This is a genomic window from Vibrio sp. Evd11, assembly GCF_900382755.1.
Taxonomy (GTDB): domain Bacteria; phylum Pseudomonadota; class Gammaproteobacteria; order Enterobacterales; family Vibrionaceae; genus Vibrio; species Vibrio lentus.
Genome location: NZ_OSDX01000008.1, coordinates 42690 through 69001, shown reverse-complemented (window position 1 = coordinate 69001; position 26312 = coordinate 42690). Strand labels below are relative to the sequence as shown.

The 26312-nt window shown below is 44.3% G+C and carries 21 protein-coding genes; 7 read left to right on the top strand and 14 right to left on the bottom strand.

Annotation, left to right across the window (positions count from 1 at the left end; all coding sequences use genetic code 11):
• Positions 1-212: 212 nt before the first annotated feature.
• The 3 genes from ED652_RS05290 to ED652_RS05280 all read left to right on the top strand — a co-directional run bounded on the left by ED652_RS05290 (position 213) and on the right by ED652_RS05280 (position 5817).
• Complete coding sequence (locus tag ED652_RS05290; RefSeq protein ID WP_102516608.1) at positions 213-845, top strand: DUF2760 domain-containing protein; 633 nt, start codon at positions 213-215, stop codon at positions 843-845.
• Positions 845-2839 carry an Hsp70 family protein gene (locus ED652_RS05285; RefSeq protein ID WP_122053751.1) on the top strand — a complete coding sequence of 665 codons (1995 nt, stop codon included), beginning with the start codon at positions 845-847 and terminating at the stop codon, positions 2837-2839. Before ED652_RS05290 ends, ED652_RS05285 begins: the two co-directional genes overlap by 1 nt.
• A gap of 137 nt (positions 2840-2976) precedes the next feature.
• Positions 2977-5817, top strand: coding sequence for an Hsp70 family protein (locus tag ED652_RS05280; RefSeq protein WP_122053750.1), 2841 nt, complete (start codon positions 2977-2979; stop codon positions 5815-5817).
• A 172-nt stretch (positions 5818-5989) separates the two neighbouring features.
• Here the strand turns inward: ED652_RS05280 and ED652_RS05275 are convergent, their stop codons facing one another.
• From ED652_RS05275 to ED652_RS05240, 8 genes are all read right to left on the bottom strand, one after another.
• Positions 5990-6205: a hypothetical protein gene (locus tag ED652_RS05275; RefSeq protein ID WP_017108192.1), complete on the bottom strand. Its 216-nt coding sequence runs from the start codon at positions 6203-6205 to the stop codon at positions 5990-5992.
• 256 nt (positions 6206-6461) lie between these two features.
• The gene (locus ED652_RS05270; protein ID WP_029223379.1) at positions 6462-6935 is read right to left on the bottom strand and encodes a DUF2947 domain-containing protein; all 474 of its coding nucleotides are present in this window, start codon (positions 6933-6935) and stop codon (positions 6462-6464) included.
• Positions 6936-7087: 152 nt separating this feature from the next.
• A complete protein-coding gene (gene rimJ / locus ED652_RS05265) occupies positions 7088-7675 on the bottom strand; it encodes a ribosomal protein S5-alanine N-acetyltransferase (RefSeq protein WP_122053749.1) in 588 nt (195 codons plus the stop codon).
• An 18-nt stretch (positions 7676-7693) separates the two neighbouring features.
• The gene (tyrR, locus tag ED652_RS05260) at positions 7694-9238 is read right to left on the bottom strand and encodes a transcriptional regulator TyrR (RefSeq protein WP_017108195.1); all 1545 of its coding nucleotides are present in this window, start codon (positions 9236-9238) and stop codon (positions 7694-7696) included.
• A 123-nt stretch (positions 9239-9361) separates the two neighbouring features.
• Entirely contained in the window at positions 9362-10414 is a 1053-nt protein-coding gene (locus ED652_RS05255) for a YcjF family protein (protein ID WP_122053748.1), read from the bottom strand.
• A 14-nt stretch (positions 10415-10428) separates the two neighbouring features.
• Entirely contained in the window at positions 10429-11802 is a 1374-nt protein-coding gene (locus ED652_RS05250) for a YcjX family protein (protein WP_122053747.1), read from the bottom strand.
• A gap of 212 nt (positions 11803-12014) precedes the next feature.
• Positions 12015-12200 (bottom strand): hypothetical protein, encoded by a 186-nt coding sequence (locus tag ED652_RS05245; protein ID WP_004734731.1) that lies wholly within the window; start codon positions 12198-12200, stop codon positions 12015-12017.
• Between the two features lie 163 nt (positions 12201-12363).
• Entirely contained in the window at positions 12364-13881 is a 1518-nt protein-coding gene (locus tag ED652_RS05240; RefSeq protein ID WP_010441395.1) for a fumarate hydratase, read from the bottom strand.
• 254 nt (positions 13882-14135) lie between these two features.
• Between ED652_RS05240 and pabB the strand changes: the two genes are divergently transcribed.
• Positions 14136-15521: an aminodeoxychorismate synthase component I gene (gene pabB, locus ED652_RS05235; RefSeq protein WP_122053746.1), complete on the top strand. Its 1386-nt coding sequence runs from the start codon at positions 14136-14138 to the stop codon at positions 15519-15521.
• A gap of 139 nt (positions 15522-15660) precedes the next feature.
• On the opposite strand, the gene ED652_RS05230 is transcribed toward pabB, so the two are convergent.
• On the bottom strand, positions 15661-17379 hold the full coding sequence (locus tag ED652_RS05230; RefSeq protein WP_122053745.1) for an ATP-binding protein: 1719 nt from the start codon (positions 17377-17379) through the stop codon (positions 15661-15663).
• 1 nt (position 17380) lies between these two features.
• Entirely contained in the window at positions 17381-17923 is a 543-nt protein-coding gene (locus tag ED652_RS05225; protein ID WP_122053744.1) for a heme NO-binding domain-containing protein, read from the bottom strand.
• Between the two features lie 340 nt (positions 17924-18263).
• On the opposite strand from ED652_RS05225, the gene ED652_RS05220 reads away from it, so the two are divergent.
• From ED652_RS05220 to ED652_RS05210, 3 genes are all read left to right on the top strand, one after another.
• Positions 18264-18863, top strand: a complete 600-nt coding sequence (locus tag ED652_RS05220; RefSeq protein WP_122053743.1) for a CoA pyrophosphatase — start codon at positions 18264-18266, stop codon at positions 18861-18863.
• A 309-nt stretch (positions 18864-19172) separates the two neighbouring features.
• On the top strand, positions 19173-20426 hold the full coding sequence (locus ED652_RS05215) for an aromatic amino acid transport family protein (protein ID WP_122053742.1): 1254 nt from the start codon (positions 19173-19175) through the stop codon (positions 20424-20426).
• Between the two features lie 120 nt (positions 20427-20546).
• Positions 20547-21908 (top strand): L-serine ammonia-lyase, encoded by a 1362-nt coding sequence (locus tag ED652_RS05210; protein WP_017109686.1) that lies wholly within the window; start codon positions 20547-20549, stop codon positions 21906-21908.
• A gap of 469 nt (positions 21909-22377) precedes the next feature.
• On the opposite strand, the gene ED652_RS05200 is transcribed toward ED652_RS05210, so the two are convergent.
• The 4 genes from ED652_RS05200 to ED652_RS05190 all read right to left on the bottom strand — a co-directional run bounded on the left by ED652_RS05200 (position 22378) and on the right by ED652_RS05190 (position 25851).
• Positions 22378-23520, bottom strand: coding sequence for an amino acid permease (locus ED652_RS05200; RefSeq protein WP_122053741.1), 1143 nt, complete (start codon positions 23518-23520; stop codon positions 22378-22380).
• An 81-nt stretch (positions 23521-23601) separates the two neighbouring features.
• A complete protein-coding gene (locus tag ED652_RS23695; protein WP_143691566.1) occupies positions 23602-23799 on the bottom strand; it encodes a hypothetical protein in 198 nt (65 codons plus the stop codon).
• Between the two features lie 265 nt (positions 23800-24064).
• Complete coding sequence (fdhD, locus tag ED652_RS05195; RefSeq protein ID WP_122053740.1) at positions 24065-24895, bottom strand: formate dehydrogenase accessory sulfurtransferase FdhD; 831 nt, start codon at positions 24893-24895, stop codon at positions 24065-24067.
• Between the two features lie 71 nt (positions 24896-24966).
• Positions 24967-25851: a LysR family transcriptional regulator gene (locus tag ED652_RS05190; protein ID WP_122053739.1), complete on the bottom strand. Its 885-nt coding sequence runs from the start codon at positions 25849-25851 to the stop codon at positions 24967-24969.
• Between the last annotated feature and the right edge of the window lie 461 nt (positions 25852-26312).

Below are 26312 nucleotides of genomic sequence, written 5' to 3'. Positions count from 1 at the left end.
AAATCTCGATTAATTTTCAAGCTAACTCACCAAAAAGCCAGTTTATTGAAAACATTAAATAAAGCCCTTAAGCCTTGAATATGCTAGTATCCACCCATATTTATAGCTTGAAAGTGACCATTTCGGCCTTATGCCACTGAGTTTCTTTCCAACCTGTATATTCCTTTAAACCGACGAATATACCGTTAAATCAATTTTAAAGAGAAATCACTATGATCGTTGATTTGAACCTAATCCCACAAACGTTTGATATGCTTCACGCAGGCCTAACTGCATCAAGCGTTTTACTACTGCTCATTGCCGTTTCTCGTAAAACCAAAGTGGTTGAGAAAGTCGTCGAAAAACCAGTAGAAAAGATCGTTGAAGTTGAAAAGCCAGTTGAGAAAATTGTCGAAGTAGAGAAAGTTGTTGAAGTTGAACGTGTGATCGAAAAAGTAGTAGAAGTTGAATCTAAGCTGGCAACAGCACCAACAGATTCTGCAATGCAACTATTGTCAATCATGCAGCAAGAAGCACGTTTAATCGACTTCCTAAAAGAAGACCTGACTTCATTCTCTGATGAAGAAGTTGGTGCCGCAGCACGTGTTATTCACACTGGCGGCCAAAAAGTATTAGCAGACTACGTAACACTTGCACACATCCGTAATGAAGATGAAGAGACTCGTATTACTGTAGTTGAAGGCTTTAACCCTCAAGAAATCCGTCTAACAGGCAACGTAACAGGCAATGCTCCATTCAACGGCACACTGGTTCATAAAGGCTGGAAAGCAACTGACATGAACCTGCCTAAGCTAGCTCAAAACTACGACGCATCTGTAATTGCACCGGCAGAGGTGGAGCTATAATGGAACACCAAACTCAGCCATCATCGCACGAGTCATCTGCACAGACGCATTCACAAGAGCTATCTTCTCAAGAGCAACATCAGGCGCCTAAGTTCAGTGTTGGTATCGATTTAGGTACAACACACTGCGTTTTGTCTTACATCGACACAAGCAATGAGGACGCTCGCGTCAAGGTGATGCCAATTCCTCAACTTACGGCTCCTGGTACGGTAGAAACTCGTAGCCAACTTGGCTCGTTCCTATACCAGCCGCACGAACATGAAATGAATGCGGGTTCTCGCGTTCTTCCTTGGTCATCTGAACCTAAAGCCTTGGTTGGTGCAATTGCTCGTAACCTTGGCTCTAAAACTCCTATCCGTTTAGTCGCGAGTGCTAAATCTTGGCTATGCCACGGTGGTGTGAACCGTCGTGATGCTTTCCTTCCTGCAGGTAGCCCTGAAGAAGTTGAAAAAGTATCTCCGCTTAAGACAACTGAGTTGTACCTAGAGCACCTGAAAGATGCTTGGAATCACGCGAATCCAGAGCACAAACTGGCAGACCAAGATGTAACGATCACCGTCCCTGCTTCGTTCGATCCTGCCGCTCGTGACCTAACGGCTGAAGCTGCGCGTAATGTGGGCTTCACTCACCTGACGCTTCTAGAAGAACCACAAGCCGCACTTTATAGTTGGATTGATAACAGCAACGACACATGGCGTGATGAAGTAGACGTGGGTGACATCGTGCTTGTAGTCGATATCGGTGGTGGTACAACCGACCTTTCGTTAGTTGAAGTAACACAAGACGATGGCAATCTAAGCCTGAACCGTATCGCAGTAGGTGAACATATTCTACTTGGCGGCGACAACATGGATTTAGCGCTAGCATACCGTCTGAAAATGAAGCTGGCTCAAGAAGGCAAAGAACTGGCTCCTTGGCAGGTTCAGGCAATGACTCACGCTTGTCGTGACGCGAAAGAAGCACTGTTAAACGATGGTGAACTGCAATCTGTGCCGATCGTTGTTCCAAGCCGTGGTTCTAAGCTACTTGGCGCTACACTGAAAACAGATCTGACTCAGCAAGAAGTACAACAAACATTGGTGGATGGCTTCTTCCCACAGGTCGCTGTAACGGATCATCCGGTACAGAAAACTCGTGGTGCATTAACTCAGATGGGTCTGCCTTACGCTCAAGATGCAGGTATTACTCGTCATATTGCCGCGTTCCTTTCTAAGCAAGCGAATGCGCTTTCTGGAAATGGTGAAGCTGCTCAACAAGATTTCAACCCGTTTGCAAACATGCCCGGTATGCCCGGTACAGAAGCGCAAGGGTCAGAAGCGCCAGCGGCAGACTTCATCAAACCAACAGCGGTACTGTTCAATGGTGGTGTTCTAAAATCGAACCTACTGTCAGAACGCCTTTCAGATACGATCAACGAATGGTTGATCAATGCTGACGCTGAGTTTGCCAAACAACTTACTGGATTGGATCTAGACTTAGCAGTTGCAAGTGGCGCTTCTTACTACGGTGCAGTTCGTCGTGGCCAAGGCGTTCGTATCCGCGGTGGTATTGCTTCTTCTTACTACGTAGGAATTGAAAGCGCGATGCCTGCAATCCCAGGTATGGCTCCTCCGATGGAAGCACTGTGTGTTGCACCATTTGGTATGGAAGAAGGCTCAAGCGTTCAAGTGCCTAGCCAAGAGTTTGGTCTAGTGATTGGTCAGCCCGTACACTTCCAGTTCTTCGGTTCAACAACACGTCGTGAAGACGAAGCCGGTACGCACCTTGATCATTGGGCTCCAGAAGATCTTGATGAACTTCCTGAGATCCAAGTGACACTGCCTGTATCTGAAGGTCGTCGCGAAGGTGAAGTGGTTCCCGTGACTTTAGCTTCTCGTGTTACTGAATTAGGCACGTTATACCTAGAAGCGATTGCCACTGACAATGGTCAGAAATGGCACGTTGAGTTCGACGTTCGTGAAGATACGAATAGCGACTCAAACGAACAAGCATAATGAATCAACGGTACCTTAACGGGTGCCGTTACTTTATCAATGCGACTCCCTAGCCCTGTATTAAAGCATTACAAAGACAATAATAAGACCAAGATTATCCATTAACTGGTCATCACTTTGGCAGAATAAGGTTTTGTATGGCATCTCCTCGTTTTTTAGTCGGCATTGACTTAGGCACAACCAACACTGTGGTTGCCTACTGTGAAATCAACGACGACCTACAACATGCTCCCGTTTCTCTTTTCGATATTGACCAGCTCATCGGCCCCGGTGAAGTGGTTCGTAAACCCTTACTTCCATCATTTCGTTACCACCCAGCACAAGGTCAGATCTCCCCTTCCGATCTCACCATGCCTTGGGAACCGAGCTTAGTTGAAGGTGATATTCAACACGTCATCGTAGGTGAATGGGCTCGCGAACTTGGCGCTAAGGTTGAAGGCCGCCAAGTATCCAGTGCTAAAAGCTGGCTATCTCACCAAGCGGTTGATCGTAACTCCGATATTCTGCCTTGGGCAGGCGCAACTGACGTCGATAAGGTGTCCCCTGTTGTTGCAAGCGCAAGCTACCTGAACCACATCCGTCAAGCATGGAACTACCGTAACCCAAGCAATAAGCTTGAAGACCAAGACGTTGTGGTAACTGTTCCCGCTTCATTCGATGAGACAGCACGTAAGCTAACACTCGAAGCGGCAGAACTGGCGGGCTTAGGTAAGATTCTGTTACTCGAAGAGCCGCAAGCCGTTTGTTATGACTGGTATGCACGTCACCAACAAACCGCTGCAGACGAACTTCAACAGATTCCGCTTATTTTAGTGTGTGATGTTGGTGGCGGTACTACCGATTTAAGTTTGATCGAAGCGAGCTTCAACTCAAGCAATGGCGATGACCAAGAACTCGCACTCGACCGTATCGGCGTTGGTGAACACTTAATGCTAGGGGGGGATAACCTCGATTTAGCGCTTGCTCACCTTGCTGAGCAACGCTTCAATCAAAACAAGAAACTAAACGCCTCTAGCCTAACCAAACTGATTCAACAGACGCGCGCCGCAAAAGAGAGCCTGCTTTCTGCTAACGCGCCAGACGATGTAAAGATCACCATGCTGGGCAGTGGTTCAAAGCTACTTGGCGGTACCAAGAGTATTGGTTTAACGAAACAAGAAGTTCATCAGATTGCACTCGAAGGTTTCTTCCCGCTTTCTGAATTCACTGAAGTACCAGACAAACGCCGTAGCGCGGTTGTAGAGTTCGGCCTACCTTACGCTGCAGATCCTGCGGTAAGTAAGCACGTTGCCGAATTCCTAGCGACACATCAACAAGTATCAAAAGCGGCATTAGAGAAATCTGGCGCAATCGAATTTGATGAGACAAAACCGGCTATTCCTGTCGGTGTACTACTCAACGGTGGTGTGTTCAACAGTGAACTTGTTACTGAACGTATTACTAAGTTACTTGGCAATTGGAATGGTTCTCCAATCACTGTCTTAGACAACCCTCACCCCGATTGGTCTGTAGCCCTTGGCGCGGTTGCTTTTAGTAAAGCTCGTCGTGGTGCACAACTGAAAATCGGTGGCGGCGCTGCTCGTTCTTACTTCTTGCATCTACAAGAGAAGAACAAGATGGGCAAAGCGCTTTGTTTGCTTGCCAAAGGGACAGAAGAAGGCCAAGAGATACGCTTGAACAGCCGTCGTTTCTCACTGACTTTAGGTGAGCCGGTACGTTTCAATCTACTGACTTCAACACACGATCAAATTGCTCACGACACCGCCATTCAAAACGGTGTGATGGTCAATGTCGACGCTGACTTGTTCTCCCCTCTTCCACCTTATATTTCTACGCTGGAAGGGTCTGGTACTGCAGAGCTTCAAGCCAACCAAAAGGAGCGCGTTGAAGTATTGCTCGCTTGTCAATTAACCGAAGTCGGCACATTGAAAATGGAATGTGTGAGTACGGAAGATGACAGTAAGCGTTGGTTGCTTGAGTTTGAAGTAAGAAACAAGCAAGGAGATGAATCTGATACACCCACACTTCATCCAAGATTGGAAGAGTGCAAGGAATTAATTTCTCGTCTCTACAGCGGCAACAAAAAGAGTGCTGAATCAAAAGAGATCAAGACACTATCTAAAGATCTTGAGAAGCGACTGGGTAAACGCGATGAATGGGACTTCACGACCCTTCGTCATCTGTTTGATACCTTCTCACTAGGTCGTAAGCGTCGCCGTCGCTCTGAAGCACACGAAAAAAACTGGCTCCGTTTAGCGGGTTACTCTATGCGACCTGGCTTCGGTGATCCAACGGACTCATGGCGTATCGAACAAATTTGGGGCCTTTACCAACAGAATATCCAGTTCGAGAACCACCAAGGTTGGACAGACTGGTGGGTATTCTGGCGTCGTGTTGCGGGTGGCCTGAATCAAGAGCACCAAGAGACCATCTTGGCTGATATCGCGAAGTACCTTCACCCAGGTGCAATGAAGAACCCTAAAACGGCTAAAGATGCACAAGACAATGGTTATGAAGCCATGGTGAGATTGGCAGCATCACTTGAGCAACTTGAAGTGGAAGACAAGGTTCTATTAGCGACTTGGTTCTTAAGCAAAGCGATTAACCATAATCAGTTCGAACAGGCTCACTGGTGGGCTCTGGGTCGCTTAGCGTCTCGCACACCGTTATACGGAAGCCAACACAGCGTCATTCCAAGAGAGCAAGCAGAACAGTGGTTACCAAAGCTGCTTGACCAGAATTGGCAGAAAGAGCAGATGATTGCCTTCGCGGCTGTAATGATTTGTCGTAAGACGGGTGACCGTCAGTTCGATATCTCTGATGACTACCGTGCTCAAGTTCTTGAAAAGTTAAAGCAAAGCAAGGTGCCAGAGTCTTGGCTAACGCTAGTAAGTGAAGTCACTGAGCTTTCTGAGAGCGAGTCTAAGCGCGTGTTTGGTGATGCATTGCCAAGCGGCTTAAGCCTGATCAATAGCTAGCATTCAAAACGATTAGCTTTCGTTGTTAATGAGTAAAGAAGCTAACGAGAAAAGAAAAAGCCACTTTCGGTTCGTTGAAAGTGGCTTTTTTATTGGTGGCTTAAGGCTGGTATGTTTAATCGACTTATAGCTTTTGGGTTAAGAGCCTTAGCCGTGTTGCAGTTAATCATTATTAATGTTTCGTTCCGGTTGGGTTAATAGGAAATTCAGTGTTTTCATAGATGTCTGATAACTTTTTCGGTTTCTTCTCTTTCTCTCCATTCTTAGATTGATTATGAGTTTCGCTTAAAAGCCATTGCTCATGCATTTTTGCCGAATCCAGAAAATCCGGATCCTCCATTGCTTCCTTGCGAAGTTTATTTACACGTTCGAGAGTATCCCAAATCATAATACTTCACCTCCACTAAGGCAGTACTTTAAAGATAACCCAAACCCACAAAACTTCAACTAAGCCAATGAGATAGCGATCTCAATTTCGAAAATTACCCACTCTGAGCTAACGAAAACTCTCATCATAAATCGACTTCAAATAGCGGGTATTTATCAATGATCTTCGACGATCTTTAGGTACAAAAAAAGCGAGCTCAGAGCTCGCTTTTTATCGATCGTTTGTCCAATATCGACTTAAATAAATAATGTCTTACTTAAGCTCGGTTACCAATTTTAACGGTGCCGTTTGTTGCAAACCAAAGTGCTTCTGAACGGCGGCGACCTAGCAAAATTGGGCCATCATCGTAGAACAAAAAGTTCTTCCAGTGTTTCTTAAAAACTGACCACTTAGTTTCGAGAATGTTATATTTTTCATAACAAAAATAAACAGTTACGTCATCTTGCCAATCAATGAAGTTAAGGATCTCTTCTGGCATTTCAGGCTCATCGGCTTCCCAATTTGCCATCCAGCTGATCTCTTCGTTCCAGTTGGATGCCTTGCTTGGCCAGTCTTGTGAACTTAGTCTTTCTGCGTCCGGGCTTTGAGGGCTTACGTTCTCTTTCCAAAACTGAGACGCCCTTGCCTGTGTCATTGGTTTAATCTTTTCCAAGTCCTCTGCCGGTAATGGCATCGACTGGTGAGTAAAAATCCATTTTCTTTGGTATTCGTCCAAAGTTGTATATGACATCAAAATTCCTCAAATTTCTTCTTAGGCTTATGGGTTACCATGCCTATATGCTCTTTTTGATACAGTGACGGTTTCATTTTATCTATGTTCGTCACTGCCTCTAAATCTGTATTTACGTTTAATTGATACTTACGCCTAATGACTATTGGTATCTAAACAGCGCGCCTATCTTCCCAGTTCGGGTTAACTAATGCAGTCAGTATATGGTCTTCCCATTTACCGTTGATCTGCAAATAATCTTTGGCAAAGCCTTCACGAACAAAACCTAAATGATCCAATACACCAGCGCTACGCTCATTATGAGGCATATAACCCGCCATCAAACGATGCATGTTCTGAACATCAAACATGTAGTCCTTTGCCATGCTTAAGCCTCTGCGCATGTAACCGTGGCCTTGTGCACTTTCAGCAAGCGAATAGCCCACGTTACACGCATAGAAAGGGAATCGAGACAGATTACTGAATGAAATGGTGCCCAACATTTCGTTAGTGTCATCATTAACAAGCAAACAGTAATAACCTAGCCCCATTTTATGAAGCTCATTTAGCTTAATCAGGCGCTGCGCCCAACCCGTTCTATCAAAAAACACATCTTCACGAATTGGTTCCCAAGGCTTAAGGTACTCTCGGTTAGTTTGAAAGTAATCACTGATCATATTCGCATCGTCTATCTCTGCGGTGCGTAGAATCAGGTTTCCATCGCGCTTATAAATGCGTTCTGGTGTGCTCAAATCTTCCATAATCATGTTCTTATTCGATCAGTTCTTTCTGATACCGTAATCGCGAAGTTTGTTCGCAATTGAGGTGTGAGAAACATTCAGACGTTTTGCTAACTTACGGCTCGATGGGAACGACTGATACAGCTTCTCTAGAATCTGCGACTCGTAGTCTTTCATGATCTCATCGAGTGAACCGTCTAAGCTTAAGTTCGCCATTCCTGCCGTCATAGTTTCTAGTTGAGGCAAGTGGAATTGCTCAACGGTTAACGTGTCTGAATCCAGCTCAGTCAATGCACGCAGCACCATGTTATCAAGTTGACGGATGTTGCCCGGCCATTGGTAGTTCCCTAACTGATCGATAAGTTCTACCGTCAGTTTTGGTTTTAACATGCCCAATTGCTGTGCGTATTTTGCGACAAAGAGTTCCAACAAAGGTGCTACGTCGTTTGAGCGTTCACGCAGTGCCGGAATAGACAGAGTCAAAACGTTTAAGCGGTAGAACAAATCTTCACGGAATGAACCTGAGTCGGCTAATTCAGAAAGACGATGACGTGTTGAAGCGATAATACGCACATCGGCGTGCATCTCTTCTTCTTCGCCTACGCGTCGGAATGAACCATCTTGCAGGAAACGCAGCAATTTTATTTGTAGATGCGGGCTCATTTCGCCGATCTCATCTAAAAATACTGTGCCGCCATTCGCTTGTTCGAAAATTCCTTTATGACCTTGTTCATGATTGAATGAACCCGGAGCATGACCAAACAGCTCAGTTTCAGCCACGTCATCAGGCATTGATGCACAGCTTAGAATCAAGAATGGGAAAGACGCTCGGTTCGAACGGTTATGACACGCTTTAGCCAACATCTCTTTGCCCGTACCTGTGTCCCCTTCAATAAGTAGAGGCTGATCCAGCATAGCCAATTTCTTAGCTTGGCTGATCAAGGCTTTATGGCGATTAGAGACACCAACAAAGTGTTCAAAACCTAGGTTGTTCTGTTCAGGGATTGAATCTGGCGAGTTCATCTCTTGATTACAAGAACGAATCGTCATTACTGCGCTCGCCAGTACCGCTTCGTTAACGTCACCGCCAAGATAAATCGGTAGTATCTCGATAGAGAAGTCCAAACCTTCTAACACCACGACTTCACGGTGTCGCGTTACATCGCCTTCGATCCAACGAGCAAAGTTAAAGCTAGGCACAAACGTCGCTAGCGGCTCACCGATGACTTCGTCTTCTTGCTTGCCGAATAGGTTCAATGCAGCGTGGTTCGCCATGTCGACAGAGCCTTTAAGGTCAATCGCAATCACGGGATCTGGCAGATTAGCCAGCAGAGCAATCAGCTCGGTATTATGCCTTTCGCTCGGCATAAATTGGATTTTACGTACATCCTTCACACCTGAAATTCGACGAATTTCAGCCATAAGTTCACTAAAAGCATCAAAATTAATATCAGGGCAATTTAGGTAAATAATGCCTTTAACATCAATTTCGATTCCTCTTAAATCAATGCTTTTTGAGGCCAAGATATCGAGCAACTCACGCGTTAAGCCGAGTCTGTCTTCACACAATACTTCAAGACGCACAAATAGTCCTATTATAGGTGTCAGGATAAGTTGACAGTAGTGTGGATTAAGCTCTGAGTTCAGTCAAGAAGAAGAGTAAACATATGTTTACTCTTCTTCTCAAACTATTGAGCTTTCAATGCTTTATTTGAGAGTGATACGCTTTATTTCAGAAAGGACGGCTTTGCGGAGGTCTGATAGTTTTACTTTTCGGTCATTGTGCCAAGGCATAGGTCGAAGCAATGACATGGCTTTGAGGCCAAGTCGTGCAGTAAGAATACCAACACCGAGCCCTTGCCCTGCTCTTGCTGATACTTTACCCGCAAGATCCATCGAGACTAAGTCCATACTCGCATCAATCGCCAGCTCACTTGCCCCTGCCGCTGCCATGTTGATTAACACCAACTTGAACAACTTAATGCGAGACCAATAGCCAAGCTCAATACCATAGACGTCGGCAAGCTTGTCTATCATAGTGAAATTACGCCACGCCACCAGCAACATATCTGCTGCTGCTAACGGGCTCACAGCAACCAAGGCCGCAGATTCGGTCGAGAACTTAGTGACGATTTGAGTAGCGACCTTATCTTGCTGACTCACGACCAACGCATCGTACATATCCAACACTTCAGCATCGCTGTGCGCCGGATTAATGCTATTTCGCCACTTATCGTACGAAGGAGACTCAGCAACTATACCGCCCTGCTTGGCAATGTTTTCACAGAACGCTTTGCCTTTACCAACACTCTGGCTTTGTAACAGCTCTTCACTCTGCTCTTGCACACTGAAATGGTCCTTCAGCGAACGCAGCTTCCACAACTCTTTGCCTATCGCGCCTAAACCTAATGAAGCAATGGCAGCGATGAAACCTGCCCAACCTAACGCGAGCCAGTCAGCGGTTTGAATAGCAGTAATGACAGAGTCAATCGCTTGCCAGCCCACCAGACCGGAGAAAGCGACCAGTAAACCCGTTCCAAACCACTTTTTCTTTTTGTTCGGTCGAATCACTTGTTCCAATTGCAGCTCAGCGTCACCATCAAGGTCTATTTCCACTTGTGGCGCGACGGGTACAAACTTCTCTTGTTCCGTAAATAGCTTTTGAGCACCCAAATCTGGGGTAACTTCATTCTTATCCGGCTCATCGAACGAGGTCTTCAACGGTTCATCAAAGACCTGCTTTGTTTTTAATTCACTCATTTCAATTGCCTCAATTACTTCAACTTGTCGCCAATGAGATACTCTAAAACCTTGTCGACTCTCAGATGCTGACAAGGCTCATCGGAGTGTTGCTCCATTGGCCTAAAGCTCGTGAAATCAAATTGGTTGGTTTCCCAATACTGTTTGTTCGGCAGTTTGCGCGGCACCTCACCCGGATACATGGTTTGAGGCTCGTTATTTAAAGTGACACCTTGCAGTGCTGGAACATTGTCTGAACCCGACGAAATATATCCCGCACTGGTCGCTTGAATAGACGCGATGCTCATACAACTCATGTCGATATGTTCAAACGCCGCCTGTTGCCAAGCAGGGTGTACCATCTGCTGTAACAGTGATACTAAGTTCGGATGTTGATCCGGTGTCACATGGTCAGCTTTGGTGGCTGCAAACAAAATCTTGTCGATCTTCGGTGCAAACAAGCGTCTTAGCATATTGCTTCGCCCGTACTTAAAGCTCTTCAATAACTGTTCTAATGCACCACGCATGTCCATGAAAGAGTCATAGCCTGCGTTAAGTGGTTGTAAGCAATCCACCAGCACGATTTGTCTGTCGAACGTGGCAAAGTGATTCTTGTAGAACGCTTTCACGACCTTCTGTTGGTACTCTTCATAACGAGCTTTTAGCACTGCATAGTTGCTGGTTTTCGAGAACTTACCCTCGGGCGCAGCACACGGGAAGAATTGCAGCACAGGCGCACCTTCAAGCTCACCCGGCAATACGAATCGACCCGGTTGTACCCAGTGCAATCCGTTATCCTTACAAGTATGAAGGTACTGAGTATAGCTATCGGCAATCGCGACCAGTTTCTTTTCGTCGGCTTCGGCTAGCAAGTCAATGCCACCACGCATTGTGTTCCACTGTTGCGAGTAGGTTTCTCGATCGCCTTTCAACGCGGCGAATTGGGATTGGCTCCAAGTATCAAAGTCCATATCCAGCAAAGGTAAATCAAGTAGCCACTCACCTGGATAATCGACAATATCGAGATAAAGGGTGCTGTTTTTACTCAACAACTTCTTTGCGCCTTTAGCTGGCTTATATTTGATGGCTAGACGAATCTCGCTGACATCGCGCGTCGGCACTGGCCATTCTGGTGGCTGCGCATTCAAAGATTCCATCGCCTCATCATAAGAGAAGCGTGGGATCATCATGTTGTGTTGCGGGATGCGCTTTGCGCCAATAATTCTTCCGTCTCTCGCCGATGCAAGTAGAGGCAGATTTTTGTGGGTAGACGTATGAAGAAGCTGATTAACCAGTGAAGTAATGAAGGCTGTCTTACCCGCACGAGAAAGCCCCGTGACCGCTACTCGAATGTGAGAATCCGTTCCTCTGCTTATAAAGTCACTCATTTCTTGAGTTAGGTGTTTCATTTGAACGACTCCGTGATAGTTAGGCTAGCTGATTATGATAATAGAGAGGCAAGCCTATGTTCTTTCCCAGTTGGGATAGTATGTGTGCTTTTATTTTTTCTTTTGCTAACTAGTAGTGAGTATGCAATACACATTCTTAATGCTAGATGAATAAAAGCCCCTGACTACATTCATAATCAGGGGCTTTAGAATTTATCTGCGATATCCGACTCTTAATCGTCTTCAATCAACTTGTAGATAACAAACAGTGCGATCTCTGCGATTAGCCAAAGCGCACAAGTAATTGTCACGTATTTATTATCAAAGATACTAATCCCTTTCAAGATCAGATCGTAGCCAACAAAAGCACCAATCACCACTGCCAAGATAATCTGTAGGATCTGAATAAAACGAGGCATTCCTCTCTCCTATGTTCTTATATCAAACGATGTGTTTATCACTATATCATTGATAATATGACAAAAGTGCAAATAATGCTGCACTTTTGCCTTTAACTATCTATCAAAAATTGCAATTCAAACGCTGAAGTTAACGTCGATTACGATTTCTTGATTCGGTAAATTATGCTTTTTCAGCTTCAGCAATTTTCACTTTCCACGTATCAGGGCCGATCTGGTGTGCGTTCACGCCGTTAGAGTCAACCGCGACCGTTACCGGCATGTCTTCAACTTCAAACTCGTAGATCGCTTCCATGCCGAGATCTTCAAACGCAACCACACGTGCTTTTTTAATTGCTTTCGCTACTAAATAAGCAGCACCACCAACCGCCATCAGGTAAACCGATTTATGTTGTTTGATTGACTCAACCGTTGCAGGGCCGCGCTCTGCTTTACCAATCATGCCCATAATGCCGGTTTCTTCTAGCATCATGTCGGTGAACTTATCCATACGAGTAGACGTTGTTGGGCCAGCAGGACCTACCGCCTCATCACCCACAGCATCAACAGGACCAACGTAGTAAATGAACTTACCTTTCAGGTCGACGCCTTCTGGTAAACCTTCACCACTTTCAAGCATGCCTTGAATGCGCTTATGAGCGGCATCACGACCGGTTAAGATCTTGCCTGATAGAAGAACCGTTTCGCCAGTCTTCCACTCTTGAACGTCTTCTTTAGTAATTTCATCTAGGTTAACACGACGTGTATTTGCGCCTGCTTCCCAAGTAATATCTGGCCACTCTTCTAACTTAGGTGGTGTTAGTTCTGCAGGGCCGCTGCCGTCTAACGTGAAGTGAACGTGACGCGTTGCTGCACAATTCGGGATCAAGCAAACAGGCTTAGAGGCTGCGTGCGTTGGCGCTGTTTTGATTTTCACGTCAACCACAGTGGTTAGACCGCCAAGACCTTGTGCACCAATACCAAGTTTATTTACACGGTTGAATATGTCTAAACGAAGCTCTTCTTCTGCGTTCTCTGGGCCTTTGTCGATAAGATCTTGGATATCGATGTGTTCCATCAGAGATTCTTTCGCTAGTACCGCTGCTTTTTCAGCCGTACCGCCAATACCTATACCTAGCATGCCAGGTGGACACCAACCAGCACCCATCGTAGGCAGCGTTTTCTCTACCCATTCTGCAATGTCATCAGAAGGGTTGAGCATGACCATCTTGGTTTTGTTCTCAGAACCGCCGCCTTTCGCCGCGATTTGAATTTCAACTTTATTACCTGGAACCATATTAATGTGAACAACCGCTGGTGTGTTGTCTTTGGTATTAATACGCTTACCTGCAGGGTCCATTAAGACAGATGCACGCAATGGGTTATCTGGATTGTTGTAAGCTTGACGAACGCCTTCATCAACCATCTGTTGTACTGTCTGATCCGTTTCCCACCTAACATCCATACCGATGTTCACGAAACAAGTAACAATACCTGTATCTTGACAAATTGGACGATGACCTTCCGCAGACATACGCGAGTTGATAAGAATCTGAGCGATCGCATCTTTTGCTGCCTGGCTCTCTTCTTTCTCGTACGCTTTTTCTAGGGCTTGGACAAAGTCTAAAGGGTGATAATAAGAAATGTACTGAAGTGCGTCAGCGACACTGCTGATCACATCTTGCTTACGAATAACCGTCATTGCATGCCTCTTTATTGTTCTGGTTCCATGTAGGTTCTTGGTGTGACTGTTTTTGTCTAACCGGACTAGTTGGCTTAGCTTTTTATTATGTTGAGCTGTGTTTAGTTGCTTTAGCAATCTCTTGCATAGCTTTAAACTAAACCGTTTGGTTTGCACCGTTCTAATCAAGAACCCATTTTATTTTCAATTTATGATACTCTTGCTTCCTCTCACACGCTATGCAGTGATCGAACTCTTTGTCACAAATTAAACAAATGAATAACAACGAATTTCGCTCTATCCAAATCAAGCCGCTTGAATATCAATCAACTTTAGCTAAACAGCTGTTTTCCCATATTGAAAACCTGCCGTGGGCAATGCTATTACGCTCCGCTTCAGAAAACCACGTTGATAGTCGATACGATATTTTAGTTGCTCAACCCATCGCCACCTTCGAGACAATCGGAGCAAAAACGACCGTCAATGTTAATGAGACGTGCGAGGTTTCAGAGTCAGACCCTTTCGAACTACTCGACCAATATCAACAGCAATTACTACCCGCAACCAGTGAGTATCCTGAACTGCCTTTCATAGGCGGCGCTTTAGGCTATTTTAGTTATGATTTGGGGCGCAGAGTCGAAACGCTTCCTTCACTAGCCAAACGTGACATTGAAGCACCAGACATGGCGGTCGGTTTATATGAGTGGGCTGTGATCGTTGACCATCAATTAAAAACGGCGTGTATTGTCGGCAGCAATATCGATGAACATCATGATTGGCTGATGCAACAAGTGGCTCGGTCAAACCGAACACATGTGCCCTTTGGATTAACCACACCGTGGCAATCCAACATGAGCGAACAGAACTACGCAACGAAATTCGATAGTGTTCAAGAGTACCTGTTATCCGGCGATTGCTATCAGATTAACTTGGCGCAGCGCTTCAATGCCCAATACCAAGGCAATGAATGGTTGGCCTATGACAAGTTAGAACAGTATAACTCGGCTCCATTCTCTGGTTTCATCCGTTTGGCTGACTGCGCAATTATCAGTGTGTCACCTGAACGTTTTTTAGAGCTTAAAGACAATGTCATTGAGACCAAGCCTATCAAGGGTACGCGCCCTCGCTCTAACGACCCTGTGATTGATGATACTAACGCACAAGACCTAGTAACCGCCGATAAAGATCAAGCAGAAAACCTGATGATCGTCGACTTACTTCGCAATGACATTGGTCGAGTCGCGAAGCCGGGAACGGTTCATGTACCAAAGCTGTTCGATATTGAGAGCTTCCCTGCCGTGCACCATTTAGTAAGCACGATACGAGCGGATCTTGATGAACAATATTCTGCAACTGACCTTCTGAGAGCTTGTTTCCCTGGAGGCTCGATTACCGGTGCACCAAAAGTTCGCGCGATGCAGATCATTGAAGAGCTAGAACCCCATCGACGCTCAGCGTATTGCGGCAGTATTGGCTACATCAGCCGAAATGGCAGAATGGACACCAGCATTACCATTCGTACGTTAGTTGCTGAAAAAAACACGCTTTATGCATGGGCTGGTGGCGGTGTGGTGTTTGATAGTGATTGTGCTTCTGAATACCAAGAAACACTGGATAAGCTGAGTAGAATTCTACCGATACTTGAAGATTGCAAAGCATAGCGTCATTAATCGGCGGTATCGCCGCTTAACGACCAACGAAAGCTAGACATAAAAAACCGAAGGATCACAAGATCACTTCGGTTTTTTAGTTTCTAAATCAAGCAGTGAATTATTATTAGTCACTCCTTATTAGCGTTGTTTAAGCGACCTTCACAGTAGAAACACCCCACTTCTTAAGCATCTCTTTAAGATCACTAGCTGTGTAAGGTTTACTCAAAATGTCATCCATTCCACACTGAATACAACGCTCACGTTCTTCAAGTGTCGTTCCGGCAGTGAGAGCAACTATAGACCTGGAATACCCTTTCTTTCTTAGCTTCTCTGTCGCTTCAAATCCATCCATAATTGGCATTCTACAATCCATGAACACGATGTCATATTCATTGTCAGAGGCCAGTTCCAGTCCTTCGACTCCATTACCTGCGATGGTCGGCTCTATCTCATATTTACGTAGCATCTGTTGGATGATGATTTGGTTCATCTTAATATCGTCCACCACAAGAACTTTAAGTAAAGATAGTTCGACCTCTGATTCAAAGCTTTTAGCCACGCAATCGCTCTCTACTGGAACATCGATAACTTGAAGCGGAACTGAGACAGTAAACGTAGTACCAGAACCAAAGACACTATTAACGCCAATATCACCATTCATCAACACCACCAGCTTACGACAAATCGCTAAACCAAGTCCTGTACCTTCGTAGTTTCTTCTACTTGAATTGTCAGCCTGGGTAAAAGGTTCAAACAGTGTTTTATGGGCGGATTCGGTTATACCGACACCGGTATCTTCCACAGAGAAAACAAACTGGTTGTTTTCCCACTTAATATCGACTTTGACATGCCCGTGTTCTGTAAATTTGATTGCATTGCCAATTAAGTTTACGAATAGTTGAGTGATACGTTCTAAATCACCGTTGAAATGAGTCGGTACGTCTGGCGCAATACTGATCTTGAATTTAAGCTGTTTCTCAATCGCTCGGTTAATGAAGATACTTTCAATCGTATTTCTCAAATCGTGTAGCGCGAATTTCTTAGGAATAAGCTCCAGCATCCCCACATTAATTTTACTGTAATCCAGTAGGTCATTAATTATGGTTCTTAGAAATTCACCAGATTGACTTAGGTTGTTCACTATCTCGCGCTGAGAACAGTTCAGCTCGGTATCACTGATCAACTCAGCACTGCCTAGTAAGCCGTTAAGCGGAGTTCTTAGTTCATGGTTGATCATCGCAAGGAAATCGCGCGTCGCCCTTTCGGATTCTTCCGCTCGTTGTCGCGACTCAATATTTCGATTAATCGCTAATTGATGACTGAGTGCGCTGCAAATCAGATCCGTTACTAGCAAGAGCTGACTCTCAATAAACTCATAGTCTTGATCGAGTAACCGAACCTTAACGATCAACGCACCAACGATCACCTTCTCCACTTCAAGAGGCACCGTCAACAAGTCACCTTGCCATTGAGGCTCCTGAATATTTTGGTCAAGTTCACCGACAGTTTCGTCACCATAATCGTATGTAAGAAGCTGAGGAATGAACTTGGGAGGGAGTATCAGGCGACTGGATTCAATCAAATAGCTGTTGGTTACGTTAGTCGTTAATTCCGACAACATAACATCATCCAAATCACTCCTGAGAAACGCGCGCCCAAAATCAATCAACAAATTGTCGATTTGTTCTTGAAACTCAATGCGACGAATATTCGCGTTCGAACGTTTTTCTAACTGACGAAGTGCGAGTTCAAGCTGTTGGTTAGCCTCAAACAGTTCAAGGCTCTTTTGTTCTAACAAAGCTTCAGCCGCTTTTCGTGCCGCTATTTGACGTTTAAGCTTCTTCTCTACAGCAGATACCAAGCTCATATTACTTTTCTACTTTTAAATTGAATCTAACCACACTTTGATCATCATTCTGTGGCGTCATCTCTACCAAAATAGACTCACCATGATGTTCAGCACACCCTTCTATTAGCCCTAGGCACACATGCGACATACACCTAGCGCTTTTGTAATCAAAAACGAGTTGAGCTTCTGTTGTCGTAATAAAGCTGAATTCAGGTGGTTCAGCATCTGGATAGAGCTTCTTTACTTCAACGTGAATGTAGCGCTCTACGTGCTGAATAAATTGAAAGGTGGTATTGATATGAGCAAGGCTCGCTTTATTAGGTAAAGAGGCGAGTAAGTTCTTAAACACTGACTGCCCAAATACGCGTTGCAAACTCCCAGCATCGATATCGGTTTTCTTACTTAGGTTAATAATGAGTTTCACGAGATCTTTATGGTCGTAACTTCCAACCGATGTATAGATCCCTTCGTCTTCAGACATTTCTAAAACTTCTTCCAAAAGTTCCAAACCAAACTTATCTTCAACAAGCTCTAGAAATTCAGTGAATATGATTCCTTTCATCTCATACCTTTTCTTCTATTTCTTTTTAGAATGAGCCACTAAGTGAGTGTTATCAAACTCTTAAAGACAAAAACTACGTTTCACCACTCAATTTTATGACATGGGTAACGCTTACTGGCTCATATACCCATATTGAATATAGCAAAAACCTGACAATTTAAGATAAAGCACATAGAGCTTCTCTATTGATTGGCGATGCTATCTATCGGAACCTGAAAAAGGGTGAAGCAAACAGATCAGGTACAAAGGCCTACGCCAAACGAGCTGAGCCGCGAAATTGGCTTTCAACTCGCTGTTGTGCCTATACTTAAAAGTAAAATAATCAATATATTGGCATGATATGAACCGAGATAACTTCCTTCAACAGTTCCAACTTAACCCAACAGTTGGCTACCACCCTGAATCTGTAGGGCGTATTTCTCATATTAGTGGGGAACAACTACGCAAAGCGGCAGTAGTGGTCGGTTTGGTTGAAAGAGAAGACGGTTTACATGTCATTTTTACTAAAAGAGCAGCACATCTTAAGCACCACCCTGGCCAAATCAGCTTTCCTGGAGGAAAACATGAACAATCGGACCCTTCTATGCAATTTACTGCATTAAGAGAACTGCACGAAGAAGTAGGAATTCGATCGGATCAGGTTAAAATTGTTGGGCAATTACCAGCATTGAGTACCATTAGTAAATTTTCTGTGACACCGATTATTGCAATGGTCGATCCTGATTACAAAGCGGTTATTGATCAGAACGAAGTTGCCTCTATTTTTGAGGTTCCTGCCACCTATGTTTTGGACCAAGCCAAGCTTCATAGCCACACCGTCAACTTTAAGAAAATCAAACACCGTGTTTTTGCCATGCCCTTCGAAGAGCACCTTATATGGGGCGTCACAGCACAAATCATCCATTCGTTGCAGCAGCATGTAGTGCAACGAATTACATAGCAACTACGTTTTGTTTAATCTCTGTTAACAAAAATCAGCCTTTCTATGGAACAGATTTATTAATGCAATTTTACGCAAACGTTTTCCTGGTATAAATCTGAACAACCCCTCCTTTCGCATAATAAAAACTAATAGCTAGCATGAACATAAATCACCTGTAGCACGCCAATTTCGTGATCAAAAATCCGTTTTTCGCATATCATGTGACACGCCGTTTCATTACATGATTTAGATCTATTTTTTGCAGAAGAAAATTCTGCAGAATTAGCCCCAACTTATTTCCTGTTCCCAAAAAATGAGTAATTTAACATGAACACAACAACTTCTTCGGCAAATGCCGTTAAAGATTCAAGCAAGTTTAACTATAAAGATTTTACCTGGTGTTTATCACTATTCGGTACAGCAGTTGGTGCTGGCGTACTATTTCTTCCAATCAAAGCTGGTGCGGGTGGTTTTTGGCCATTAGTTATCCTAGCTCTAATCGCGGCGCCAATGACTTGGTTCGCACACAAATCTCTAGCTCGTTTCGTACTGTCTTCTCAGAACCCTGAAGCAGACATTACAGATACAGTTGAAGAACACTTCGGTAAGACCGGCGCAAACCTTATTACTTTTGCTTACTTTTTCGCTATCTACCCAATCGTTCTTATCTACGGCGTTGGTATCACCAACACGGTTGATTCTTTCCTAGTAAACCAAATGGGCATGGAATCTATTCCTCGTCCTCTTCTTTCTGGTGCACTTATCCTTGCTATGACAGCAGGTGTTGTATTCGGTAAAGAGCTGATGCTTAAAGCAACTTCAGCGATGGTTTACCCACTAGTATTCATCCTACTAGCATTGTCTTTCTACCTAGTTCCTGATTGGAACACTTCAATGATGGAAACAAGCCCAGAATGGTCAGCAATGCCTTCTATTATCTGGCTTGCGATTCCAATCATCGTGTTCTCTTTCAACCACAGCCCAATCATTTCACAGTTCTCTAAAGAGCAACGTCGTGTATACGGTGATGACGCAGTTAAGAAAACTGACGCAATCACTGGCGGCGCAGCAATGATGCTGATGGGTTTTGTAATGTTCTTCGTATTCTCTGTAGTACTTTCTCTATCTCCAGAGCAACTAGCAACAGCGCAAGCACAAAACATCTCTGTACTTTCTTACCTAGCTAACGTTCACGAGTCTCCACTTATCTCTTACATGGGTCCTCTAGTAGCGTTCGCAGCGATTACTTCTAGCTACTTCGGTCACTTCCTAGGTGCTCATGAAGGTCTTGTTGGTCTAATCAAGTCTCGCTCTGGTTCTTCAATCAGCACGATTGAGAAAGCATCTCTAGCGTTCATCGTTGTTACAACTTGGATTGTTGCGGTAGTTAACCCAAGCATCCTAGGTATGATTGAAACAATGGGTGCTCCAATGATTGCAGCTATCCTGTTCCTAATGCCTGTATTCGCGATGCAGAAAGTACCAGCAATGGCTAAGTACAAAACATCAGCACCTGTGCAAATCTTTACAGCTTTATGTGGTCTAGCGGCTATTAGTTCTGTAATCTACGGCGCTCTTTAATCTAAAGCCCTTTTTATAAGATGAGCTTCATCTTATATCGCGAGATTAAACACAAAATATAATGATAATAAATGAGCCTCCCTACTCCCCTTGGGAGGCTCTCTTTTTGAGGTAATCGCTATGATTAGTGTATTTGATATCTATAAAATCGGTGTTGGTCCATCGAGCTCACACACAGTTGGACCAATGAAAGCGGGTAAAGAATTTATTGATGACCTACGTTCAATGGGAAAATTGCGCGACATCACTAAAATCACCGTGGACGTATATGGATCACTATCACTGACAGGGAAAGGTCACCACACAGATATCGCTATCATCATGGGTCTTGCTGGCAATACTCCTGAGAAAGTAGATATCGACTCTATCGCGGGCTTTATTGCTCGAGTAGAAGAAACTGAACGTCTACCTGTTGGTATGCACTGTCATACTGTTTCGTTCCCTAAAGATGGCGGAATGAACTTCCATACTTCGAACCTTTCATTGCATGAAAATGGCATGAGCATTCATGCTTGGGTTGATGACGAAGTAGCATACTCAAAAACGTACTACTCAATTGGTGGCGGTTTCATCGTTGATGAAGAGAACTTCGGCAAAGAAGAAGAAAACCCAATTAAAGCACCTTACGAATTCACAACAGCTGAAGAGCTGGTTAATCAGTGTAAAGAAAGCGGTCTTTCTATCAGTACACTGGTTATGAAAAACCAAGCAGCGTTCCACTCAGACGAAGAGTCTCGTACTTACTTCGCTAACATCTGGAGAACGATGCGTGAGTGTATGGATCGCGGTATGAATACTGAAGGTATCTTGCCTGGTCCACTGCGTGTACCTCGTCGTGCAGCAGCACTTCGCCAACAGCTGATTACTTCAGAAAAAACAACTAACGATCCAATGACGGTTGTTGACTGGGTGAACATGTTTGCTTTCGCAGTAAACGAAGAAAACGCAGCGGGCGGTCGTGTAGTAACGGCACCAACAAACGGTGCGTGTGGCATCATCCCTGCTGTATTGGCGTACTACGATAAGTTCATCCAAACAGTGACAGAGAAAGACTACATCCGTTACTTCGCAGCTTCTGGCGCGATCGGTGGTCTTTACAAGCGTAACGCTTCTATCTCTGGCGCTGAAGTTGGCTGTCAGGGTGAAGTTGGTGTGGCATGTTCTATGGCTGCTGCTGGTCTTGCTGAGCTTATGGGTGGTAGTCCTGAGCAAGTGTGTATGGCTGCAGAAATCGGCATGGAGCATAACCTAGGTCTAACGTGTGACCCGGTTGCAGGCCAAGTACAAGTTCCATGTATCGAGCGTAACGGTATTGCTGCAGTGAAAGCAATCAACTCAACTCGTATGGCACTTCGTCGCTCTTCTGCTCCTACTGTTTCTCTAGATAAAGTTATCGAAACAATGCTAGAAACAGGTAAAGACATGAACGCTAAATACCGTGAGACTTCTCAAGGTGGTTTGGCAGTTAAGGTTGTTTGTTAATTAACATTCGTTTGTTAGTTAATATTGGCTTGCTAGTCCGTATTAATTTATTGGCCAGCATCAGTTAACAAGCCAACACTTAACTCAGTCTGCTTGATAACGAGCAGATAATAAAAAGGAACGCCAATGCGTTCCTTTTTTTGTATCTGAAGCTTTCGTAGCTGAAACTTGGTGACTAGGGCGTGTTGATCTTTCGAGCTGATTTTTGCAGCGAGTTGCTGGGTATTTATACAAGGCAGAGGCTTCGATGTGTAGCTAGCCTACATGAGAAGCCGATAACGTAGTAGAAATGGCCAGCAAACGCTGCCCGAAGGGTTCGGCTAAAAGCGTTTTACTCTTTGCTAAGGTGGATTTGCTTAGAGTGACTAGGCTACTTCCCCCTCGCCGCGATTAAAACGCTTTTATCTCGAACAAAATTTAGCCACGAAAGGTCAACACGCCCTAATTATTCAACCACTAAATTGTTTTGCTAAATCACTTGTGAGATAAGCAAGAAGCAACCAAATAGCAATGAGAATGCCATCATTGCATTACCACCTTCTGTGCGGTATCTATCATCAGCAACTTTCATCAAGCGTTGTTTATAAACCATCACCAGAGGAACAAACACAGCCAAGAACACTAAGATGATGCCTGCATAGTTCAACACTTGTAAGAACTTATCTGCAGCAAGCAGTGAACCAGCCAGCGGTAGGATGAAGCTAATGCAGTAAGTAACCGCAGTGTTTTGGTTGAACATGTCTCTATTCTGGTTGAACAGCGCCATCGCCACACCAAAGAAAGAAGTTAACAGTGCCAAACCTGTGAAGGTAGAAAGAACATTGCCTACCCAAGGAGACTGTGCCTCAAACGCCGCCATCAAATCTGAGACATTCTTGAAGCTTCTGAATTGCTCTTCACTCAAGTTACCTACTACCGCAAACAACCAACACAGGTAACACACTAGTGGGATCAAAGAACCAACAATCACCATATTACGCAGCTGTTTGTCTGTCGCTTCGTGGTTATAAGAAACCAAGGTTGGAATCACAACCATAAAGCCAAAGCTAGTAAACAGGATTGCACTGGTTTTGATTAGATCGACGTGATCATGACTGGTCACCTGCATAAGGTTATCTTGAGTCATGTTCGGCGCTAAAAAGGCCATAGTGACAAACAGGCTCGCAAGCATCACAAAGAACAATGCACGGTTCAGTTTATCAATGACACCGGTGCCACTCGCGACGACGGCACCTGCAAGTAAGGTAAACACGATTTGGCTCGTGGTCGCGGTGAACACAACGCCAAAGTTAGACAGTAACTTGCTCAGTAAATCACCCGCGCCCAGAATGTAAGCCATTAAAAGGCAAATCAATAACGCGTAAAGTAGGCCGTTGATAATCAACTGCCCTTTTTTGCCCAGAGTTTTTCGAGCAATAGAGTTCAACCCTAGACCGCCACCAGCTTTGATGGTCGCTTCTAGAAGTAATAGTGCTGCGTAAGTGGTACCGAAACAAATCAGAACCATCAGCAGTGTGCCGTAAAGCAATCCGAATTGAGCTAATACCATTGGGATCGCAAGCATACCAGCACCGAGAGCGGTACCAGCGATAATTAGGGAGCTACCCATCATTTTAATATTCATTATTTTTAACTTATTTGTTTAGTTTTTATAGGTGTGAGTCTTCATACATCAAGCGGATGACAAAGGAGTTCAGATAGAAATAAAGTTATAAAACGAATAACAATAGGAGCGATAAGCAGTAAAGAAGCGTGCAGAGACGTTGTCGAACAGGGCGTTCAAAGGGGAGCTTGTCTTAAAAGAGGTAAAACGAGAAGCGTGAGTGAGCGTTAACTGATGTGGTGAACCTTCCGTAGGTTCAATAATCGGCGATGTAATCTTGAATTTCATGTATGTGTCCAATAATTGAGTCACATTCCATAGTATTTGAAGCAGCGTATCCGTTGCTGCCCTACCCCTAGCATTAGAGATCTTTTTATCTTATCGAATGAGCCTCGAAACACAACGCTATAGCCACAATTTCTGCTATTAAATTGAACAAAAAAGCTGTTTGATCATAAATTAACCACCAAACTGCATAAAACTATAATCATTATTAATAAAAACCAAAGAGAGAAAACATGGTCTCTCTTTTTATCCAAACGAAAACATTACATTAAGGCGCAGGACTATATAAACGAGGTGGACTGCTGTTTGGTAAGTGAATCAGATTTAAGCGATTACGTCTTGCCCATTCGACCGTCAATGAGGTCGGAGCCGACAAACAAACCAAGGTTGCGATTTCAGCACGCACGGCTTTATGGATAAGCTCTAAACTGCAACGACTCGTCATAATGGCGAACCCCGACTTAGGGTTGATCTCATTCATGGCCATCGCTCCTATGAGTTTATCCAGTGCGTTGTGGCGGCCGATGTCTTCACGACAAAGTGAAACTTCACCTTTCGAGTTCGCAAACAAAGCGGCATGTAAAGCACCAGATATTTTGGCTGCTTTTTGATGTTTGGCAATTCGCTCTCTCAACCCCTCAAAAACCAGTGGACTGGGTGGTAATGACGATGGCAATGGAACCAAATCCGGAAGTGCTTGTTCAAGCGCCTCAACACCGCATAAACCACAACCTGTGCTTCCAGCTAAGTTACGTCGCTGAGTTTTCATTTCCCAAAAAGCGCGATTGGAGATTTCTACTTGCGCAAAATGAGATTCACCATTAGCACCAATCTCAATATCACGAATTTCACTGAATCTTTTTATGATACCGGTGCTTAAACTAAAACCGCGCACAAAGTCTTCCATGTGGCCTGGCGTCACCATCATAACCGCCTGACTGATCCCGTTATAACTGATCGCCAATGCAGATTCGTTTGCCAGAGGTGCATCCACCACCATGCTATAGCCCGTAAGCTCGCGATAGCTCATGGCCTTGGGCTGTGGAGGCGCTTGATTAAAATCAGGCAGTTCAATATAGGATTGAGTTATACATCTCATAAAATCACCCGGAAAGACGGTCAGCTTGACGATATCGACTCAGACTGAAAACGCCACTGACTAAACAAATATCACTGATTAAACAAATGTTTTGCTTCAGCAAAACACTGATCAGTGAGTGCCGAATAAGGTTCTTGTTTTCGCTTAAGTAGACCCAGAGGCGAATGCACCACTGCTTTTTCTATCGGTACGATACGCAGTTGTTCATTGAGCTCTTCCAATCCAGAGTTAAGCGGCATAACAGCACAGCACAAGCCACTGGTAACGGCTTGGATCAAGTGAAACGTAGAGTTACTTTCAATCAAAGTCTGCGGAACTAAGCCTTTACTGCCGAAACTCAGATCAATCGAATGACGATAATGCATGCCTTTAGACAAAAGCCCCAAAGGAATGCTATTCAGTGATTCCCATAAGACTTCCGACTCAGCAAAATCAAAAAATCGGTTGTCATACAGAATGCCTAAATCCGTCGAGTTCATTTCTATCACGTCAAAATAAGCCGTATTGATCTGGTCGGTGTAGCACATACCTAAATCAAGTTGGTTACGATTGAGCTGGTCTATGATCTGCTCTGATGTCATCGACAAAATTTGAAAACGAAGTTCAGGGAATTTTTCTGCTAACGGCTTAATTAACTGCATCGGGTTTTGGCTGGCTAAAGGCACCATGCCAACTCTTAGCGAGCCGACCAGTTGACCACGGCAGTTAGCCGCTTCAGCTTGTAAACCATCATGAGCCGCTAAAACTGTCTTTGCCCAAGCCAATATACGTTCGCCCGCTTCTGTAAACCCTTCAAAACGTTGACTTCTTGAAATCAATTCGAGGTCTAACTCTTCTTCTAAACGCCTTATCCTCATCGACAACGTAGGCTGAGTAATATGGCAAAGTGTCGCAGCCTGACCAAAGTGTTTCGTTTGATCTAAAGCGATTAAATACTTAAGTTGTTTTATATCCATGAATGATTAGTAAAACCTTGAAATGAAGCGTCGTCTTCGCGTTCGTCGTACATTCGCTGTTCTCTGTGATTGAAAAGAGCTATCACGGGAGAATCAGCTATACCAAGGCCGCTCGACGAATCTCTCATAAAATAGAACTCACATCGCACTGGCTAATAAATTCTATTTATCACTGTAACAAGTCTATTTATCACTGTGACAAAAGCGATACTTTCAATATTTACTCTCCATGATAGATTCTATTTATCACTTAGTCGGCAATATCAATTGGACGCACAGCCCATTAACGACATAACCTTTGATTTAGATCATGGCAAAATATCAGCCAGTCTATTTCTGAATATTCAAAGCAGTAAACAGGTATCGACATCAAATAATCAAAACCGTTTTACTCCCGCCTTATTTTTATAACGCGCCTGTTTTTACCGGTTCCCTTGTTTACTGCCGTTCCCACGTGTGAG